Raw genomic sequence first — 16,306 nt, forward strand, 5'->3', positions numbered from 1 at the left:
AATGATGACAGCGTAACAGCCCATGGTTCCATCACTGGTTTCTTAATACCCTTCCACGATACTCGCGCCATCACATTTCGACATGGTTAAGGACAAATAATGCGCCGCCTAGCCCAACTAATTATCTGTCTTTTATTAGCCACTTTTACTTTGATTGCCTGCTCTATGAAACCAACCTTACCGCGCAACATGACCTTAAAAGCCTTTGATCCCCATCGTAAGGTTTTTGTTTGCCAATACGAAGTCAACAACGTACCGCCGATTGATGCACAGGCGGAGGCATGGTTTCAGGAAGGCTTACGCCTGACCAGCGCTGATTTGCCGCCGAATCAACGCAATTATCCAAAGGCGGTAGAACTGTGGCAGAAGGCCGCAGATAAAAACCACTGGAAGGCCATGATGAACCTTGCAGGGGTACTGATTGATGGCGATGGGTTTGCGCCCTATGAGGTCGCGGCTGAACCGGAGCGGGCGGTGCAAATTGTAGAGCGCGGCATGCAGCTTGGCATTCCAGCTGCCTTTGATTTGATGGGGAGTTTTCATCAAAACGGAGCTGGTGTGACAGGAGATGTCAGCCGTGCTTATGGTTTTTGGGAATTGGCAGCGGACAAGGGAAGTCCAAGTGCGCAGACTTTTCTGGGGAAAGCACTTAAAGCTGCATACGATAATCCGCGAGAAGGTTTCTGGGGGAACCGCAAGATAGGCTTAAAGATGCTGGAGTGCGCTTATGCGCAGGGTTATGGTAAAGCGGCTTTAGAACTTGGCGTTACATTGGGGAATACCGACAAGGATTATCCGCGCGCACTCAAAATTCTGCACGAGGGAGTCAAAATGGGATGCGAGGATTGTGCGAACTCTTTGTCTTCAAATTTCCGTAACATATCCGCTCTTACCAATAATTTCATCGACACGGCCCGCTCCGAACGCTACAGCGCTTTAGGCGATGCCCTCTACCAAAACCCCGATCTACGCTTCCCCAACCTCGATAAAATCCTGCCGCTACCACCAGCCAAACTCCCCCAATGGGACGGCAAAACAGAATCGTTGATCAACGCCGCCAAGCCGGTCGTCCCTGCACCGCCGCCGCCGGCTGTCACACCAGGAGCCAACCTGTCCGGCCGTGCGCACATTCCACAAGGCTGGGTGCTGCCGAAAAATCCCTGGCCGCCGGCCGATGAGGCGCGCGACTTGCCCCACGCGGGCTATCTCCGGCCGCAATACGAAACCACCGCTGCCGCTTACACCGGCTACTGGCTGGCGCAGCTGCTGCAGCCGGTCACTTCCCGTCACCATGCGTGGGATCAACATCAGGCGCCGCACTACTACGCCAAGGGCGAATTGTTTGACAGAACGCGCCCTGGCCTGATCTCTGATGACGGCCGCATTATGTGGCATTACATGGGCGTTCCGGAAAAGGTGCGGCCGAACGAATTGCCTGCTGAGGTACGCCGGGGTATCTGGCGCATGGCGGAAGCCAATCCCGCCTTGTCGTCATGCAGCGGGGACGAGCCGTGTTCGCGTAGCGGGGTGTGGCAACCAATCCTGCCGGATGGACATCCGCTCCGGTCTTTGGTGAACCGGCGCTGGAAGGAAACCTTTGCACTCCAGGGACAACCGTTCCCGGACCCGAAAAAGGACTGGCTGCTGGATGTGGAGAGCCACGAAATGAAATGGTATCTAGTCGAAGCGGCGTGATGAGAGGGGTGCATCATGTACGTTATCTGATCGCCGTTTCCTTGTTGGCCATGTTTGCCTTGAGCGCCTGTTCCGTGAAACCGGCGTTGCCGCGCAATATGGCCTTGAAAGCCTTTGATCCCTATCGTAATGATTTCGTTTGCCAATACGAAGTCAATAATGTGCCGCCGATAGACGCCCAGGCAGATGCGTGGTTTCAGGAAGGCTTGCGCCTGACCAGCCGCGACTTACCGCCGAATCAACGTAACTACCCAAAGGCGGTAGAACTGTGGCAGAAGGCTGCCGATAAGAATCACTGGAAGGCCATGATGAATCTAGCGGGTGTGCTGATTGATGGCGATGGCTTTGCGCCCTATGAGGTCGCCGCTGAGCCGGAACGGGCGGTGCAGATTGTAGAGCGCGGTATGCAACTCGGCATTCCGGCGGCCTTTGATTTGATGGGGAGTTTCCATCAAAACGGAGCGGGTGTAACCGGCGATATCAGTCGTGCATATGGTTTCTGGGAGTTGGCCGCCGACAAGGGAAGCCCGAGTGCACAAACTTTCTTAGGAAAGGCATTAAGTGCTACCTATGACAATCCGCGAGAAGGATTTTGGGGAAACCGCAAGGTAGGGCTAAAAATGCTGGAGTGTGCCTTTGCGCAGGGCTACGGCAAAGCGGCGTACGAACTTGGGATGACGATTAGAGGTACTCGCCCAGAATTAAATGAGGATAATAATCGCGCTCTTAAAGTGCTGCATGAAGGTGTCAAAATGGGATGCGAGGATTGCGCGAATTCTCTTTCTTCCAATTTTCGGAACATGTCTCCTCTAACCAATAATTTTATAGACACTGCACGCTCCGAACGCTACAGCGCTTTGGGTGACGCCCTGTACCACAATCCCGATCTACGCTTCCCCAATCTCGATAAAATCCTGCCACTACCTCCGGCCAAACTCCCCAATGGGACGGCAAAACAGAATCGTTGATCAACGCCGCCAAGCCGACCACCTAATGCACATTTTTCTAGCCCTAGTCGGTATGAAAGCAAGCCACGCTGGAAAATCCGCATCATGATGCGTCATTTGCGTGAGGCGGCCCGAGGTTGTCGCGCATTTCAACTATAACAACTGGAAAAGGAAACACATGACGGATCGTCCAATTTGCCGCGAAGGCGACGCCACCAGCCATGGTGGCCAGGTGATAACCGCAAGTGGCAGCATGATGATCGATGGCCGTCGCAATGCACGCGTCGGCGATGCGGTCAGTTGCCCGGAGCACGGCGACAACCAGATTGTCGAGGGCTGCAGCATGCTTGACGAAGGGGTTTCGGTGGTACTGCATGCATGCAAAACTGCGTGCGGCAGCACGGTGATTGCGACTGGTAGTTTTACTGTCGCATCGTAACACCGGGCTGGTGACCATAATCTGACGACGGATGGAGAGGTGTTGCTTAAATGATCATTTTTTTGCGGCGCTGTCACCGTAGAGAAGTAAATGCTTCGTCAGCATGAAGTGTCTCGATCGCACCGAATGAAACAGATGCTGCCGCCGTAGGAAAAGTCGTTATCGTTCGGTGCGCTTGGGAGTTGCGTTGGGTTATGATGCCTTGCATCTTCAACTATCAATTTACCCGCCATGAATACTCTTTCTCCTCCATCGCCAGCAAGAGGTCTATCGTTCTGGTGGAAGCCTGCCTTGTTTGTGCTGGTCGCCGTGATCGGCCTATACTACGTCAAATGGTCGCCTTACTACCTGAAATCATTCGTCGCCGCCGACAAGCACAGCATCGGCGCTTCGATTCTCAACGATAACCCGGGCGACCCGGTGAATGCCGCCTTGAGCTATGCCAAGGTGTATTTCCTGGCAATCTGGAAAGCTGCGGTGCTGGGGGTGATCCTCGGTTCCTTGCTGCAAGTGCTGATTCCGCGCGACTGGCTGTTGCGCATGTTCGGCGGCAGCGGTTTCAGCTCTGCCTTGCGTGGCGGCCTGTTCGCTTTGCCCGGCATGATGTGCACCTGCTGCGCAGCGCCGGTAGTGGCTGGGATGCGCCGCCAGCAGGTTTCGGTGGGCGCCGCGCTGGCCTTCTGGATTGCCAATCCTGTGCTCAATCCGGCGACGCTGGTATTCATGGGCTTTGTGTTGGGCTGGGGCTTCGTGGTGTTGCGCCTGGTCGCGGGCGTGGTGCTGGTGCTTGGCGTCGCTTTGATCGCCCAACGCATCTCGCGCCCTGAACAAATGCCTGAATCGGCTCTGGTAGCGGTGGTGGATGCCAGCACGCCTGACCAGAAAAAATTCTTGGTGCGCTGGGCGCGCAGCCTGTGGCAATTGTTCTGGAACACTATTCCGGTTTACATTTTGGCGGTATTGTTGATGGGCGCGGCGCGGGTCTGGCTGTTCCCGCATGTCGATGGCGCCATGAGTAACGGTTTGCTGTGGCTGCTGCCGATGGCGATTGTCGGCATGCTGTTCATGATCCCGACCGCCGCTGAAATTCCCATCGTGCAGACCATGCTGTCGCTGGGCATGGGTATGGCGCCTGCAGTGGCGTTGCTGATGACGTTGCCGAGCGTCAGCCTGCCTTCGCTGCTGATGCTGCGCAAGGATTTTGACGGCAAGGTGCTGGTGGTGGTGGCCTTGCTGACAGTGCTGGTTGGCGTGGTCAGCGGACTGGTGGGCGCGCTGCTGCTTTAGACCTTTAAAAAACCTTCATCTTCAACTGAAACGAGAGTGCGCCATACAGCCTGTCCTTGTAGCTTGGAATAATAGCCAGGTTCAAGCCGACTCGCTTGTATTCGATGCTGGCGACTGGAATGGCCGCCAGGAACCAGTCGCCATGGCGCATTTTCGGATAACCGTTGAATCCACCTGCAACTACGCCTAGACGTACCGGGCCGACATAGATGGGCTGGTAATAGACGCCGACATAATTCGAATATTCCCGATCGCTGTTGTAGAAGCGTCCTGCGGTGGCGGATGCGACAGTTGAAAACCGATATTCGACGCCCAGCCCCAGGTTGTTGCCGTTCAAGCCCTTGTCACGATCGAAATGATAGGAATAGAAGCCCGCATTGAGCCAGGTTTCGCTGATCGGCTGGTTCTCGATCATGCCGAACAGATTGCCTTGCTCTGCTTGTGAATGGGCTGATGCCAAAACAGAAAACGCGAAAAGAATAATGCTTCTCAAACTCTTGGGGAACGTCGACATCGGCTTCCTGTTGTGTGGGTTCGTCTTATACAGTCGTGGGTCAATTTGACGGTTTCTATCCTTTACATCGTTAGTTTAACTTGCCTCGCGGCAGCGTTTGCGGTTTTTGTCCTGCGTTATCTCAAAATTCGTATTGAACCGTTGAATTTAAGAATCTCAAGTGGCACGCGAACACGCCGGGTTTCTAAAAGGCCTGCTGCGGGCATGCGGTTGCGACTGGCGCTGGCTTAGGGAAAAACGCTAGCGCGATCAGTGCGCACAGGCTGCCCGCCAGCCATACGCCCGGCCAACTGCCGAAGGTCAGGATATGTGGGATGGCCAAGGGTGTCAGGAAGCACATCACGAATACGCTGGTGTTGGCCATGCCGAGTGCGGTGCCGGCATTGCGGGCGCCGGCGATAGTGGCCAGTTCGGTGTAGGCAACGCCGTGCCAGGCAGATACGCAGATCCCGGTCAGTGCCAGGGTGGCGACCAACAGCACTGTCATGAATGACGGCAACGTCGGCAGTTGTCCGGCGATGGCGACCAGTGCGGCCAGCGCAGCGAAGGCAATCGCGCTGGCGATGGTGCAGACGCGCAGGAACTCGCGTCGGTTGCGATGGCGATCGGTCCAGCGGCCGCTCCAGATGCGCATCACCATCGCGCCACATTGCAAGGTCGTCATGGCGAAGGTGATGGCGATGATGCCAGCGTGGCTGAAATCGTGCAGGAACACCGTGCCGAACGACAGTATCGCAAACTGCGGCGCGCAGAGGACGCCGATGGCGGCGACGATGCTCCACAATCGAAGATCCTTTAATGGGGCGGGTACAGCTGTGACGGAATGCGCCGCGCTTTTACCGTGAAGCTTGCTGGCTGGTTCGTGCAGCCACAGCCAGGTAAAAAACAGGGTAATCGTGCAGAATGCGGCAAGCACGCCGTACACCGCGGCAAAGCCGAGATGGGCGGCCAGCGCTGGCAGGATCAGTGCGCCGGTGGCACCACCCAGCGGCACTGCGGTCTGACGGATGCTCATGGCCAGGCCGCGTTCGCTTTCGTCAAACCAGGTCATCACTGCACGGCCGCTGGAACCGTTGACGCTGCCTCCTAGCAGGCCAACCAACAGCAAGCCGGCGGCCAGCAGCGGCAGGCCGGGCACGTGGCCGGGCGCTGGCGCAACGAACAATGCCATCAGCAACAATGCGACGGCGGTGGCGGCGAGGCCGGACAGCAGCACCGGACGATCGCCCCAGCGATCGGTAAGCAGGCCCCACGGCAGTTCACTCAGTGCAATACCAAGACCCATCAGGCCCAGCACCAATCCCAGTTCCGCATTGCCCAACTGGTAACTGGAACGGATGAGTACGGCGGTGATTGGAATGCCGCTGAATGCTGCTGAAAAACTGGCGTTGGCGGCGACGCCGACACCTAATACTTTCCAGCGATGACGGCGGTTGTTGGCGAAGGCGGCAGATCGGGACATTGTGATTCTCCGTGTCGGATAAAAATTGTCAGCACTGCAAGGGTGGCTTTCAGCGCTTGCAGCGAGTATGGCTTTACGCGATACTTTTGAATATCAGAAAGTTTCGAATTGATGGTTTTGAAAAACGGGATGAATTCATGCGCCAAATCAGCTTTGACCTGGACATCATGCGGACCTTCGTCGCCGGCATTGACCTCGGCAGTTACGCCAAGGCGGCCGACCGGCTGGGGCGATCCACTTCGGCCGTCAGCGCGCAGCTGAAAAAATTGGAGGAGCAGGCGGGTGCGCCGATTTTTCGCAAGGCCGGGCGTGGGCTGGCGCTGACCGACGCCGGTCAGACGCTGCTTGGCTATGCACGCCGCCTGCTCGAGCTGAATGATGAAACCGCCAGTGCCGTGCGTGGCATTGAATTGGAAGGAGAGGTGAAGCTGGGCTTGCAGGAGGATTTCGGCGAAGCGCTGCTGTCGGCGGTGCTGGGCCGTTTCATGCGTGCGCATCCGAAGGTGCGGGTGGAAGTGTGCGTGGCGCGCAGCTCGGAGTTGCGTGAGCGCGCCAGCTTGGGACGCATCGATCTGGCTCTGTTATGGGAAGGCACGCCGCCAGCGTTGAACGGCGAACGGGTGGCAGATTTGCCTTTGTGCTGGATCGGACCGGTGCAGGATAATTTGGACTGGCAGCGGCCAGTGGATGATCCGAATGCGGCGGCGAGCGCGCCGCTGTCGCTGGTCTTGCTGGATGCGCCTTGCCTGCTGCGCGACATTGCATCGACGGCGCTGGATACAGCCGGAATTCCGTGGCGCCATGCATTCACTAGCGCCAGCCTGTCGGCCCTGTGGGCGGCTTCTGCGGCCGGACTCGGACTGACGGTACGCACGCCGATCGGGCTGCCGGCCAGCTTGCGCATCCTCGATCCGCAGCAGGCCGGCTTGCCGTCGTTGCCGTCGATCGGCTTGTCGCTATACCGCGCGCAGGCGATGGCGGGGCCGGCGGTGACGCGGCTCGAAGAATTGCTGCTGCAAGCAGTTCAGGATGCAATCAGGAAGGTCGCGCCGGCCTGATAATCTATCTGCCTATTCGATCTGTTCCACGCTGCGCTGATCAATCCCAAGCTGGGCTTTTAATCCCGCCCATCCCTTTGGCGTGATTTGCACGACACGCGACGACGATGAGCGCCGCAGCCACCCGGCCTCGCTCAGTGCCGCCATCAAACGCACCCCGAGCGGACCGGCCAGATGATGCGCACGTTCTGTCCAGTCAAGGCATTGCCGTGCAAGTCCATACCGACCCGGCTTGATGAGACCGATATCCACGCCCATTGCTGCGAACCAGGCGATGCCGGCTTCCGATAGATCAAATCGTTTGCCGGCGCCGGCCACCAGCAGGCCACGCTCTTGCAGCGCTTGGGTCAAGGCAACGCCGACTTGTCCTGCCAGATGATCGTAGCAGCAGCGCGCCAGGCGCAAATCCTGTGCAGTGCGGCTCAAGGGTTTGCGCTTGAGCGCTGCAGTCGGATTGATGGCAGCGAGTTGTTCGAGCGCTTGCGCGACCTGGGAATTGGCTAGTCGGTAGTAGCGATGTCTGCCTTGCTGTTCGCACAGCAGCAGGCCACCGTCGAGCAGCTTGCCGAGATGGGCGCTGGCGGTTTGCGCGGTGACGCCTGCTGCATGCGCCAGTTCGCCGGCCGGCAGGGCGCGGCCATCGCATAACGTCATCAGCATGGCTGCGCGCGCCGGATCGGCGATAAGGAAAGCGACGGCAGAGATATTCGGTTGTGGATGCACCTGCGAGCCCCGGTTCTTCGAGTTTTCGCAGGCAGTATAGTCCCGAAAACAGGTTGCATGCTTCGACACGTATCGAAGCATCAGGCCGACCGTCGCTGCTACACTCAAACTCCAATCAATCGAGCTGAGACTAATGATGCGTGCACAAAACAGTAATGGCATTTCCTGCCTTGATGGCGGCTGGTCCAACGTTCCGGTACAGGCGTACTGAACCATGCTCAACCTCACTTCCGGACAGCGCCGCATTTTGGCGGCAACCAGTCTCAGCTATGTCGTTGTGATTCTGGATACCTCTATCGTCAATGTCGCACTGGAGCGCATCGCCGGCGCGTTGGCCACCGATATTGGCGGACTGCAATGGGTAGTGAACGCATATACCCTGAGTTTGGCCAGCTTGCTGTTGAGCGGTGGTACCTTGAGCGATCGTTGGGGCGCGCGGAATATGTATTTTGCCGGTCTCGCCGTGTTTACCTTGGCCTCGGCCTGGTGCGGCTTGAGTAACGGCTTGCATCTCCTTGTCATGGCCCGTGCTCTGCAAGGAGCCGGTGCGGCAATGCTGTTGCCGTCGTCTCTGACCCTGATCAAGCAGGCTTGCCCGAGCCTGTGCAACGGGCTGCCGTCATCGGCGTCTGGGCCGGGTTTGGCGGCGCGGCGATGGCGGCCGGGCCGCTGGTGGGCGGCATCTTGATCCAGCTGTTCGACTGGCGCAGCATCTTCCTTGCGAACCTACTGCTCGGCATGCTTGGCATGTGGCTGACCTGGGGGATCGCAAGCGAGCGCAGAAGAATGCCGGCGCGGTCGCTCGACCTGGCAGGGCAGGGCACGGCGATCGTGGCGCTCGGCACATTGATTGCGGTATTGATCGAAGCACCCGCATATGGATGGCGCAGCGCACCGATATTGACCGGCTGCGTCGTCAGCGCTGCCGCCGCCATCATGTTCCTGATGCTGGAGCGGCACCGGCTGCAACCGATGCTGCCGCTGTCTTTTTTCAGGAACGGAACATTCTCCGGCGCGACCCTTGTCTCACTGGCCTCGGCGCTGACTTTCTATGGATTGGTATTTGTTCTGAGCCTATATTTCCAGCAGCAGAAACATTATTCGCCGCTACGCACCGGCCTGGCATTTCTACCGTTGACCGCGTTGGTGGCTGCCGGCAGCATCGTCTCCAATCGCCTGGTCAGCCGTTATGGCGCGCGTCGACTGGTGTTCGCCGCGCTGGGCTTATACGCCGCTGGCTTTCTCGGTTTGCTGGTCGCCACCCTGGCATCGTCATACTGGTTGCTGGCATTGCCGATGCCGGCTGTCGGCTTTGCCGCAGGATTGATTACGCCGGCGGCGACGGCAGCATTGATGACAGCAATCGAGCAAGAGCGCGCCGGTATTGCGGCCGGTGTGCTCAACTCGGCGCGGCAAACCGGAGCGGCGCTGGGCGTCGCCATTTTTGGCGCGATGATCGCCTCGGTCCAGTCGTTTCAGGCTGGCATGCAACTGGCCTTATGGGTGGCTGCAGCCGCATCGTTGGCGGTGGCGTTAGCCTGGCGACTGGCCTTGGCTCAAGCGCCAGCGCCATCGCTGCTGTAAAGCGGCGCTGCCGGGAGGCATGCAGTTTTGGGCATATGCCGCAGAGTCAGCTTCCAAAATAGCAGTGCCAGCAAACTGATGCCTGCACCAAGCACGCAGACGCCGTTCCATCCTGCGGCAGCGTAGACGGCGGTCGACAAGATCGCACCGATGCCGCTGCCGACCGCGTAGAACAACATGTAGCAACCGACCAGCCGGCTATGTGCAGCAGGCTGGCTGGCGAAAATCATGCTCTGGTTGGTGACGTGCAGCGCTTGTCCACCCAGGTCCAGCAGCAGGATGCCGAGAATCAGGAGCCACAAGCTGTGTCCCATGAATCCAAGCGCCAGCCATGAAGCCAACAATAGCAGCAACGCCGCGCGGGTGGTCGATTGACCGTAACCGCGATCGGCCCATTCTCCGGCACGTGCCGCCGCCAAAGCGCCAGCCACGCCGACTAGCCCAAATGCGCCGATCGCGCTATGCGAGAACGAATAGGGCGGTGCGCTCAACGGCAGCACCAGCGCGCTCCAGAAAGCGCTGAATGCGGCAAACATCAACATGGCCAGTACACCGCGGATTTGCAGCACACGCTCGCGTGCCAGCAAGGTGAACATCGAGCCAAGCAATGTGGTGTAGGGAAGGCGCTCGGCTGGCGCCGATGATTGCGGCAGCAAGCGTCGCAGCGCAATCAGCATCAACAAGGAAATGACGGCCGAGACCAGGTAGACTGCGCGCCAGCCGGCCAGATCGGCGATCCATCCCGCCAAGCTGCGCGCCAGCAGCAGGCCGATCACGACGCCGCCTTGGGCCGCGCCGACCACGCGTCCGCGTTCGGCCGGGGCCGCTGAATTGGCGGCGTAGGCAATCAGTCCTTGCGTCATGGCGGTTCCCAGTAGCCCGACCGCGAGCATGCCGATCAGCAGCAGGAGTGCTGAAGACGCCGCGGCCACCGCCAGCAACGCCGTGCATAACAGCATCAGTTGCACCAGCGTCAGGCGCCGGCGGTCCAGCAGGTCGCCTAGTGGTACCACCAGCAGCAGCGCCAGCGCGCAGCCGACCTGGGTGGCCGTGATGACGATGCCGACCGCAGCGAGGCTCAGACCGAAGTCGTGAGCCAATGCATCCAGCAGAGGTTGTGCATAGTAGACATTGGCTACGCTCAATGCGCAGGCTGTCGCAAACAGCATTACCAGCAGTTTTGACATGGGCGGCGCCGAAACGCGCTCCTGGTTTGCCGCGTGCGATCGCGTGATGCGGGGCGGGGAGGCTACTTGAATTTTTGCCATATCTGGCATGATGGTTCCTTTTTAAAACTAGTTTCAAATTAAAACCAATTGAAGTTTAGGTGTTATGGTTTTAAAATGCAACTAGATAATGGATGGCGTTAGCGCAAGCCGGGGCGAAAGGAAAATCATGGCCAAGAGAAAAAGTTTGAAGGACGACAGTTGTCCGGTGGCGCGTTCGCTCGACATGATCGGCGATCGCTGGTCGCTGCTGATCATCCGTGACGCGTTTGACGGCATGCGCCGTTTTGGCGAATTCCAGAAGAGCCTGGGTGTGGCGCGCAATATCCTCGCCGATCGTCTGCACACGCTTGTCGATGACGGGATACTGGAAGTGGTGCCGGCTTCCGACGGCAGCGCGTATCAGGAATATGTGCTGACCGCCAAAGGTCTGGAGCTGTTCCCGGTGATGGTGGGGTTGCGGCAATGGGGAGAGAGCCACCTGTTTGCGAAAGGCGAAGCGCATTCCAGGCTGGTCGAGAGCCGTAGCGGCAAGGTAATCCAGAAAATGGCTTTGCAGTCGCGCGATGGCCGGGTGCTCGGGCCGGCCGATACGGTGGTGCAGAAACTCAAGCCAGGCCGCGATTAGGCTAGTATCCACCTCATCGCTTCTGCGCTACGTGGTCATCAGCCAACGAAGTCATCTGGGGTCAAGGTGCTAGGCGCGCCGAAAAATTGTGGTCATCAACCATCTGCGCGCGGCAGATGCCAGCCGTGCGTTGCCGCCACCACGCGCAAGCTGAAACAAGCGATGCCGCCGACCAGCGCTGCCGCGCCAGGCGACAAGCCGAAGCGGCGCCCCACGACGACCACGAAGGCACCGAAGAACGCCGCAGTGGCGTAGATGTCGACCTGCAGCACGGCTGGCACGCGTGCCAGCAGGATGTCGCGCACGACGCCGCCGCCGACGCCGGTGACGGTGCCCATTAACATCGCAACAAACGGCCGGATGCCGAACTGGGTCGCTTTCTCGACGCCTGCCACTGCAAATAATGCCAGGCCGGCGGCGTCAAGCACCAGGATCAGCATGGGCGGCAAGGCTTGAAAAGTGGAATGGAAAACAAAGGTCAGGATGCCGGCGCAGAATGTCAGCACCGGATAGCGCCAGTCGCGGATCGCGTTCGGCGGCGTGGCGCCGATCAGCAGATCACGGATCACGCCGCCGCCAAGCGCAGCGATGAATGAAATCACCATCACGCCGAGCAGGTCGAGATTGCTGCGCATCGCACTGAGCGCACCTTCTATTGCGAACACCAGGGTGCCGGCCAGATCGGCCGCCAGCACCACAGTTTCAGTTTTCAGTTTGATCCTGGTCATCGACGGCATCGCCTGATTATGTCTGGTGGTGGCACGCTATAACGAAATGGGGCAGGCGTCAACGCCAGGTAAACGGGAACGGGGCGTCAGACTCGCCGTGCAGCGGTTCCGACGCCCCGTTTGTCTGCGCCTTGAAGGGCGCTTTACGCCATCAGTTTTGCAGGCCGCGTGGAATGGCGCTCAGCAATTGACGTGTGTAAGGATGGGTCGGATTGTGGTACAGGTCATCCGAGTTGGCTAGTTCGACCACCTTCCCTTGATGCATCACCATCACCTGGTCGGCCAGGTATTTGACTACCGACAGATCATGCGAAATGAAGATGTAGCTCATGCCGAATTCTTCCTGCAGGTCTTGCAGCAGATTCAGCACCTGGGCTTGCACCGAGACGTCCAGCGCCGATACCGATTCATCACACACCAGCACTTCCGGACGTAAGGTCAGGCAGCGTGCAATCGCAATCCGTTGCCGCTGGCCGCCGGAAAATTCATGCGGATAACGGTGGTAGGCAGCAGTCGGCAGGCCAACCTTTTGCAACAACTGCATCGCCATTTCGGTGCGCTCGTTGTCGTCGCTGCCGATCTGGTGGATACGCATCGGTTCCAGCAGGATCTGGCCGATTGTGAAGCGCGGGTTGAGCGAGGCGTACGGGTTCTGGAAAATGATCTGGATGCGCCGCTTGTAGGACATGAACTCCTGGTTCGACATGCCGATGATGTCCTTGCCTTCGAACAGCGCCTGGCCAGCTGTGGCCTGGTGCAGACGCATCAGGGTCAGGCCGACGGTGGTCTTGCCGGAACCGGATTCGCCCACCACGCCGAGCGTCTTGCCACGCGCCAGCTTGAACGAGACATCCTTGACCGCCTGGAATTCCTTGCGGCCGAACAAGCCTTCGCGCGAGTAGAAGCTCTTGCCCAAGCCACGCACGTCGAGCAGGATATCTTCCTTGCCGCTGCAGCCGCGGGTGCGTTCGCGCAGATCGAGTTCGGTGCCGTTGTTGCCGTTCATGTAGTCACTGATAACCGGCAGGCGCCATGGACGGGTGTCGAGCGAAGGACGGCACATCAGCAGGGCCTTGGTGTACGGGTCCTGCGGGTTCTCGAAGATCTGGCGCACAGTGCCTTTCTCACGCACTTCGCCGTGACGCATGACGATCACTTGATCGGCAATTTCGCCGACCAGCGCCAGGTCATGGGTAATGAACAGGACCGACATCTTGTGACGCTTGCGCAGCGCCTCGATCAAATCGATGATCTGTTTCTGGATCGTGACGTCGAGCGCGGTGGTCGGCTCGTCGGCGATCAGCAGTTTCGGTTCGCAAGCAATCGCCATGGCGATCATCACGCGCTGCTGCTGGCCGCCCGACATCTGGCTCGGATAGGCATCTACTTTGGTCGCCGGCGATGGGATGCCGACTTCCTCCAGCAGCTCGATGGAACGCTTGCGGGCCTGCTTGGCGTCCATGCCCATATGCAGGCGAAGCACTTCGCCGATCTGGAAGCCAACCGTGAAGACTGGATTGAGCGAGGTCATCGGCTCCTGGAAAATCATCGAGATTTCCTTGCCGCACATGTCGCGCCGTTCATCAATCGACATGGCCAGCAGATTGCGGCCCTCGAATTCGATGACGCTGGTGGCGGCAATGCTGGAATTATCCGGTGGCAGCAGGCCCATTACGGCTAGCGAGCTGACCGATTTGCCGCTGCCCGATTCGCCGACCAGCGCGACGGTGGTGTCGCGTGGGATGTCAAAGGAAATGCCCTTGACGGTTTCGATCATGGTTTTCTTGTCGGCGCGGAAACTGACGCGCAGGTCGCGTACGCGCAACAGCGGTTGATCTGCCGCTTGCGGTGTGGTGTTGGTCGAATTCATGTTGTCTCCTATTTCAGCTTCGGATCAAGGGCGTCGCGCAATGCGTCGGTGAACAGCGAGAACGCCGTCACCAGGATTGCCATGGCGATACTGGCCGCGGCCAGTTGCCACCACTTGCCCAGGATCAGTTCGTTTTGTGCTTCGTTGAGCATGCTGCCCCAGGAAACGACGCCGACCGGCACGCCGAAACCAAGGAAGCTCAAGATCACTTCCGACTTGATGAAACCGACTACAGAGATCGATAACTGCACCAGCGATACGTGGCTGACGTTCGGGAAGATATGGCCGAACATCTTGCTCCAGTGGCTGGCGCCGATGGCGTCCGCCGCCATCACGTATTCACGCGTCTTGTGCTTCATGTACTCGGCACGGATCAGGCGGTAGGTGCCGGTCCAGCCGGTCAGGCCGAGGATCAGTACGATCGCCGTCACGCCCTTTTGCTGCAACACCGCCGCTACGGCGAGGATCAGCAGCAAGTAGGGGATGGACGTGAAGATGCTGTAGAACCAGTTAAAGGCATCGTCGATCCAACCGCCGAAGTAGCCCGAAATCGCGCCGAAAATGGTGCCCAGAACCACGGCCAGCAACGCCGATACAAGACCAACGATGATCGAGGTTTCGGCGCCCTTGATGGTTTTCTTGATGATGTCGTGGCCCCACTTGTCGGCGCCGAACGGCAGCGTCGGTTTGCGGATCAGTGTGGCGCTGGCGCCTTTCTTGGCCAGGTCTGCACGGATTTCGGTCATCTCGTCCGCGAGCGGATCGGCGATGCCGTAATCGTTGGCGACAACCGGCGGCGGTGGCGCCGCTGTAGCGCTCTTGCGCAAGTCGCGCAGGATGTCGCGCAACGGATCGACCGGATTTTCCGGTGGTGGCGCTTCCTTGATCGTATCGTTGCTGCTGAAGCCGCGTTCGGCGTCGGTCTGGGCGCCGATGAAAGTTGGCGGCGCGTAGTTGACGCCGACTTCCTTGGCCCAGTCCTTGGCCAGCAGGCCGCTGGCCGACAGCACAAGCATGATCAGGTACAGGCCGACTACGGCCATGGCCGCCATCGCGACGCGGTCGGCGCGCAAACGACGCCAGGCCAACGCCCACAGACCCGGCGAATGGGTGCCGCCGGGAGTGGCGGTGATTGCTACGGTATTGACTGCCGGCGCTGCTTGGACAGGGGCCGAGTTTACATTCTGAGTCATGGCGGCTCCTTACTTCAGCTGAACGCGTGGGTCAACGGCCTGGTACAACAGGTCGGTCAACAGGTTGAATATCATGGTGGCGGCGGCGACATAGATGGTGATCGCCTTGATCACCGGGAAGTCGCTGCGTTCCACGGCAAGAATCACCTCGCGGCCGATGCCTGGGATCGAGAAGAAGCGTTCGATCAGGAAGGCACCGATCAGCAGTGCCGGCAGGTTAGACATGACGTTGGTGATGATGGGAATGGCGGCATTGCGCAACACGTGCACCCACAGGATGCGGCGTTCCTTGACGCCCTTGGCGCGCGCGGTGCGGACGTAGTCCTGGTTGACTTCATCCAGCACGAAAGTACGGTACAGACGCAGGCTAGGCGCGATACTGACCGCCAGCATGATCAGGATCGGCAGGGCGGAATAGTGGAACAGGTTTTCGGCGAAGCTGTTGCCCCAGCCTTGCACCGGGAACATGCCGAGCTTGTAGGCGAACCAGTATTGGAACAGGATGATGTAGACCAGGATACTGATCGACATGCCGACGGTGCAAGCCACCATCACCATACGGTCAGTCATCGAGCCGCGCACGAATGCGACAGCCAATGCCAGTGCCACGGCGATCAGGGTTTCCAGGATGGTCAGCGGAATCAGCACGGTCATGGATGGCCCAAGGCGGGTCATGATGACGTTAGCCACCGATTCGCCGGTGCTCCAGCTGTTGCCGAAGTTGAAGGTGACGATCTGCTTGATGAAGATCCACAGCTGGATGTAATACGGCTGGTCAATCCCCAACTGGGTGCGGATGTTGGCGATCTGTTGCGGGTTCGACATCTTCCCGGCCAGGATGTACGCCGGGTCGCCACCGACCCAGTTGAACAGGAAAAACACCAGTACGATGACGCCGAGCATGGTCGGCAGCATTTGCCACAGTCGGCGCAGGATATAAGCGGTCATGATA

At 59.0% G+C, this 16,306-nt stretch carries 16 protein-coding genes; 8 read left to right on the forward strand and 8 right to left on the reverse strand.

Annotated features, from left to right (window positions below; genetic code table 11):
- The first annotated feature begins 99 nt into the window (after positions 1 to 99).
- From CAter10_RS05675 to CAter10_RS05690, 4 genes are all read left to right on the forward strand, one after another.
- Positions 100 to 1,695 (forward strand): SEL1-like repeat protein, encoded by a 1,596-nt coding sequence (locus CAter10_RS05675; protein WP_128082992.1) that lies wholly within the window; start codon positions 100 to 102, stop codon positions 1,693 to 1,695.
- An 8-nt stretch (positions 1,696 to 1,703) separates the two neighbouring features.
- Complete coding sequence (locus CAter10_RS05680; protein ID WP_164840421.1) at positions 1,704 to 2,663, forward strand: SEL1-like repeat protein; 960 nt, start codon at positions 1,704 to 1,706, stop codon at positions 2,661 to 2,663.
- Positions 2,664 to 2,820: 157 nt separating this feature from the next.
- Complete coding sequence (locus CAter10_RS05685) at positions 2,821 to 3,081, forward strand: PAAR domain-containing protein (RefSeq protein WP_061532655.1); 261 nt, start codon at positions 2,821 to 2,823, stop codon at positions 3,079 to 3,081.
- 231 nt (positions 3,082 to 3,312) lie between these two features.
- A complete protein-coding gene (locus tag CAter10_RS05690; RefSeq protein ID WP_061532656.1) occupies positions 3,313 to 4,368 on the forward strand; it encodes a permease in 1,056 nt (351 codons plus the stop codon).
- Between the two features lie 4 nt (positions 4,369 to 4,372).
- On the opposite strand, the gene CAter10_RS05695 is transcribed toward CAter10_RS05690, so the two are convergent.
- On the reverse strand, positions 4,373 to 4,882 hold the full coding sequence (locus CAter10_RS05695) for a hypothetical protein (RefSeq protein ID WP_061532657.1): 510 nt from the start codon (positions 4,880 to 4,882) through the stop codon (positions 4,373 to 4,375).
- 184 nt (positions 4,883 to 5,066) lie between these two features.
- Positions 5,067 to 6,344, reverse strand: coding sequence for an MFS transporter (locus CAter10_RS05700; protein ID WP_061532658.1), 1,278 nt, complete (start codon positions 6,342 to 6,344; stop codon positions 5,067 to 5,069).
- 137 nt (positions 6,345 to 6,481) lie between these two features.
- On the opposite strand from CAter10_RS05700, the gene CAter10_RS05705 reads away from it, so the two are divergent.
- Entirely contained in the window at positions 6,482 to 7,402 is a 921-nt protein-coding gene (locus CAter10_RS05705) for a LysR substrate-binding domain-containing protein (RefSeq protein ID WP_061535180.1), read from the forward strand.
- A gap of 12 nt (positions 7,403 to 7,414) precedes the next feature.
- Here the strand turns inward: CAter10_RS05705 and CAter10_RS05710 are convergent, their stop codons facing one another.
- The gene (locus CAter10_RS05710; protein ID WP_061535181.1) at positions 7,415 to 8,125 is read right to left on the reverse strand and encodes an ArsR/SmtB family transcription factor; all 711 of its coding nucleotides are present in this window, start codon (positions 8,123 to 8,125) and stop codon (positions 7,415 to 7,417) included.
- A 214-nt stretch (positions 8,126 to 8,339) separates the two neighbouring features.
- Between CAter10_RS05710 and CAter10_RS23940 the strand changes: the two genes are divergently transcribed.
- Both CAter10_RS23940 and CAter10_RS05715 read left to right on the forward strand, forming a co-directional pair.
- The gene (locus CAter10_RS23940) at positions 8,340 to 8,813 is read left to right on the forward strand and encodes an MFS transporter (protein ID WP_250637116.1); all 474 of its coding nucleotides are present in this window, start codon (positions 8,340 to 8,342) and stop codon (positions 8,811 to 8,813) included.
- On the forward strand, positions 8,717 to 9,709 hold the full coding sequence (locus CAter10_RS05715) for an MFS transporter (RefSeq protein WP_250637117.1): 993 nt from the start codon (positions 8,717 to 8,719) through the stop codon (positions 9,707 to 9,709). The genes CAter10_RS23940 and CAter10_RS05715 overlap by 97 nt, the downstream gene beginning before the upstream one ends.
- Here CAter10_RS05715 and CAter10_RS05720 read toward each other — a convergent pair.
- On the reverse strand, positions 9,682 to 10,896 hold the full coding sequence (locus CAter10_RS05720; RefSeq protein ID WP_061535182.1) for an MFS transporter: 1,215 nt from the start codon (positions 10,894 to 10,896) through the stop codon (positions 9,682 to 9,684). The two genes, CAter10_RS05715 and CAter10_RS05720, sit on opposite strands and share 28 nt — an antisense overlap.
- Before the next feature lie 208 nt (positions 10,897 to 11,104).
- Here CAter10_RS05720 and CAter10_RS05725 point away from each other — a divergent pair, with 208 nt between their 5' ends.
- Complete coding sequence (locus tag CAter10_RS05725) at positions 11,105 to 11,563, forward strand: winged helix-turn-helix transcriptional regulator (protein ID WP_061535183.1); 459 nt, start codon at positions 11,105 to 11,107, stop codon at positions 11,561 to 11,563.
- 95 nt (positions 11,564 to 11,658) lie between these two features.
- Here the strand turns inward: CAter10_RS05725 and CAter10_RS05730 are convergent, their stop codons facing one another.
- The 4 genes from CAter10_RS05730 to CAter10_RS05745 form a co-directional block, all read right to left on the reverse strand.
- On the reverse strand, positions 11,659 to 12,291 hold the full coding sequence (locus CAter10_RS05730) for a trimeric intracellular cation channel family protein (RefSeq protein WP_197467191.1): 633 nt from the start codon (positions 12,289 to 12,291) through the stop codon (positions 11,659 to 11,661).
- 151 nt (positions 12,292 to 12,442) lie between these two features.
- Positions 12,443 to 14,161, reverse strand: a complete 1,719-nt coding sequence (locus tag CAter10_RS05735) for an ABC transporter ATP-binding protein (RefSeq protein WP_061532659.1) — start codon at positions 14,159 to 14,161, stop codon at positions 12,443 to 12,445.
- A gap of 8 nt (positions 14,162 to 14,169) precedes the next feature.
- On the reverse strand, positions 14,170 to 15,354 hold the full coding sequence (locus tag CAter10_RS05740) for an ABC transporter permease (protein ID WP_231879190.1): 1,185 nt from the start codon (positions 15,352 to 15,354) through the stop codon (positions 14,170 to 14,172).
- A gap of 9 nt (positions 15,355 to 15,363) precedes the next feature.
- Complete coding sequence (locus CAter10_RS05745) at positions 15,364 to 16,302, reverse strand: ABC transporter permease (protein ID WP_061532660.1); 939 nt, start codon at positions 16,300 to 16,302, stop codon at positions 15,364 to 15,366.
- Between the last annotated feature and the right edge of the window lie 4 nt (positions 16,303 to 16,306).

This window comes from Collimonas arenae (assembly GCF_001584165.1).
Classification (GTDB): Bacteria; Pseudomonadota; Gammaproteobacteria; order Burkholderiales; family Burkholderiaceae_D; genus Collimonas; species Collimonas arenae.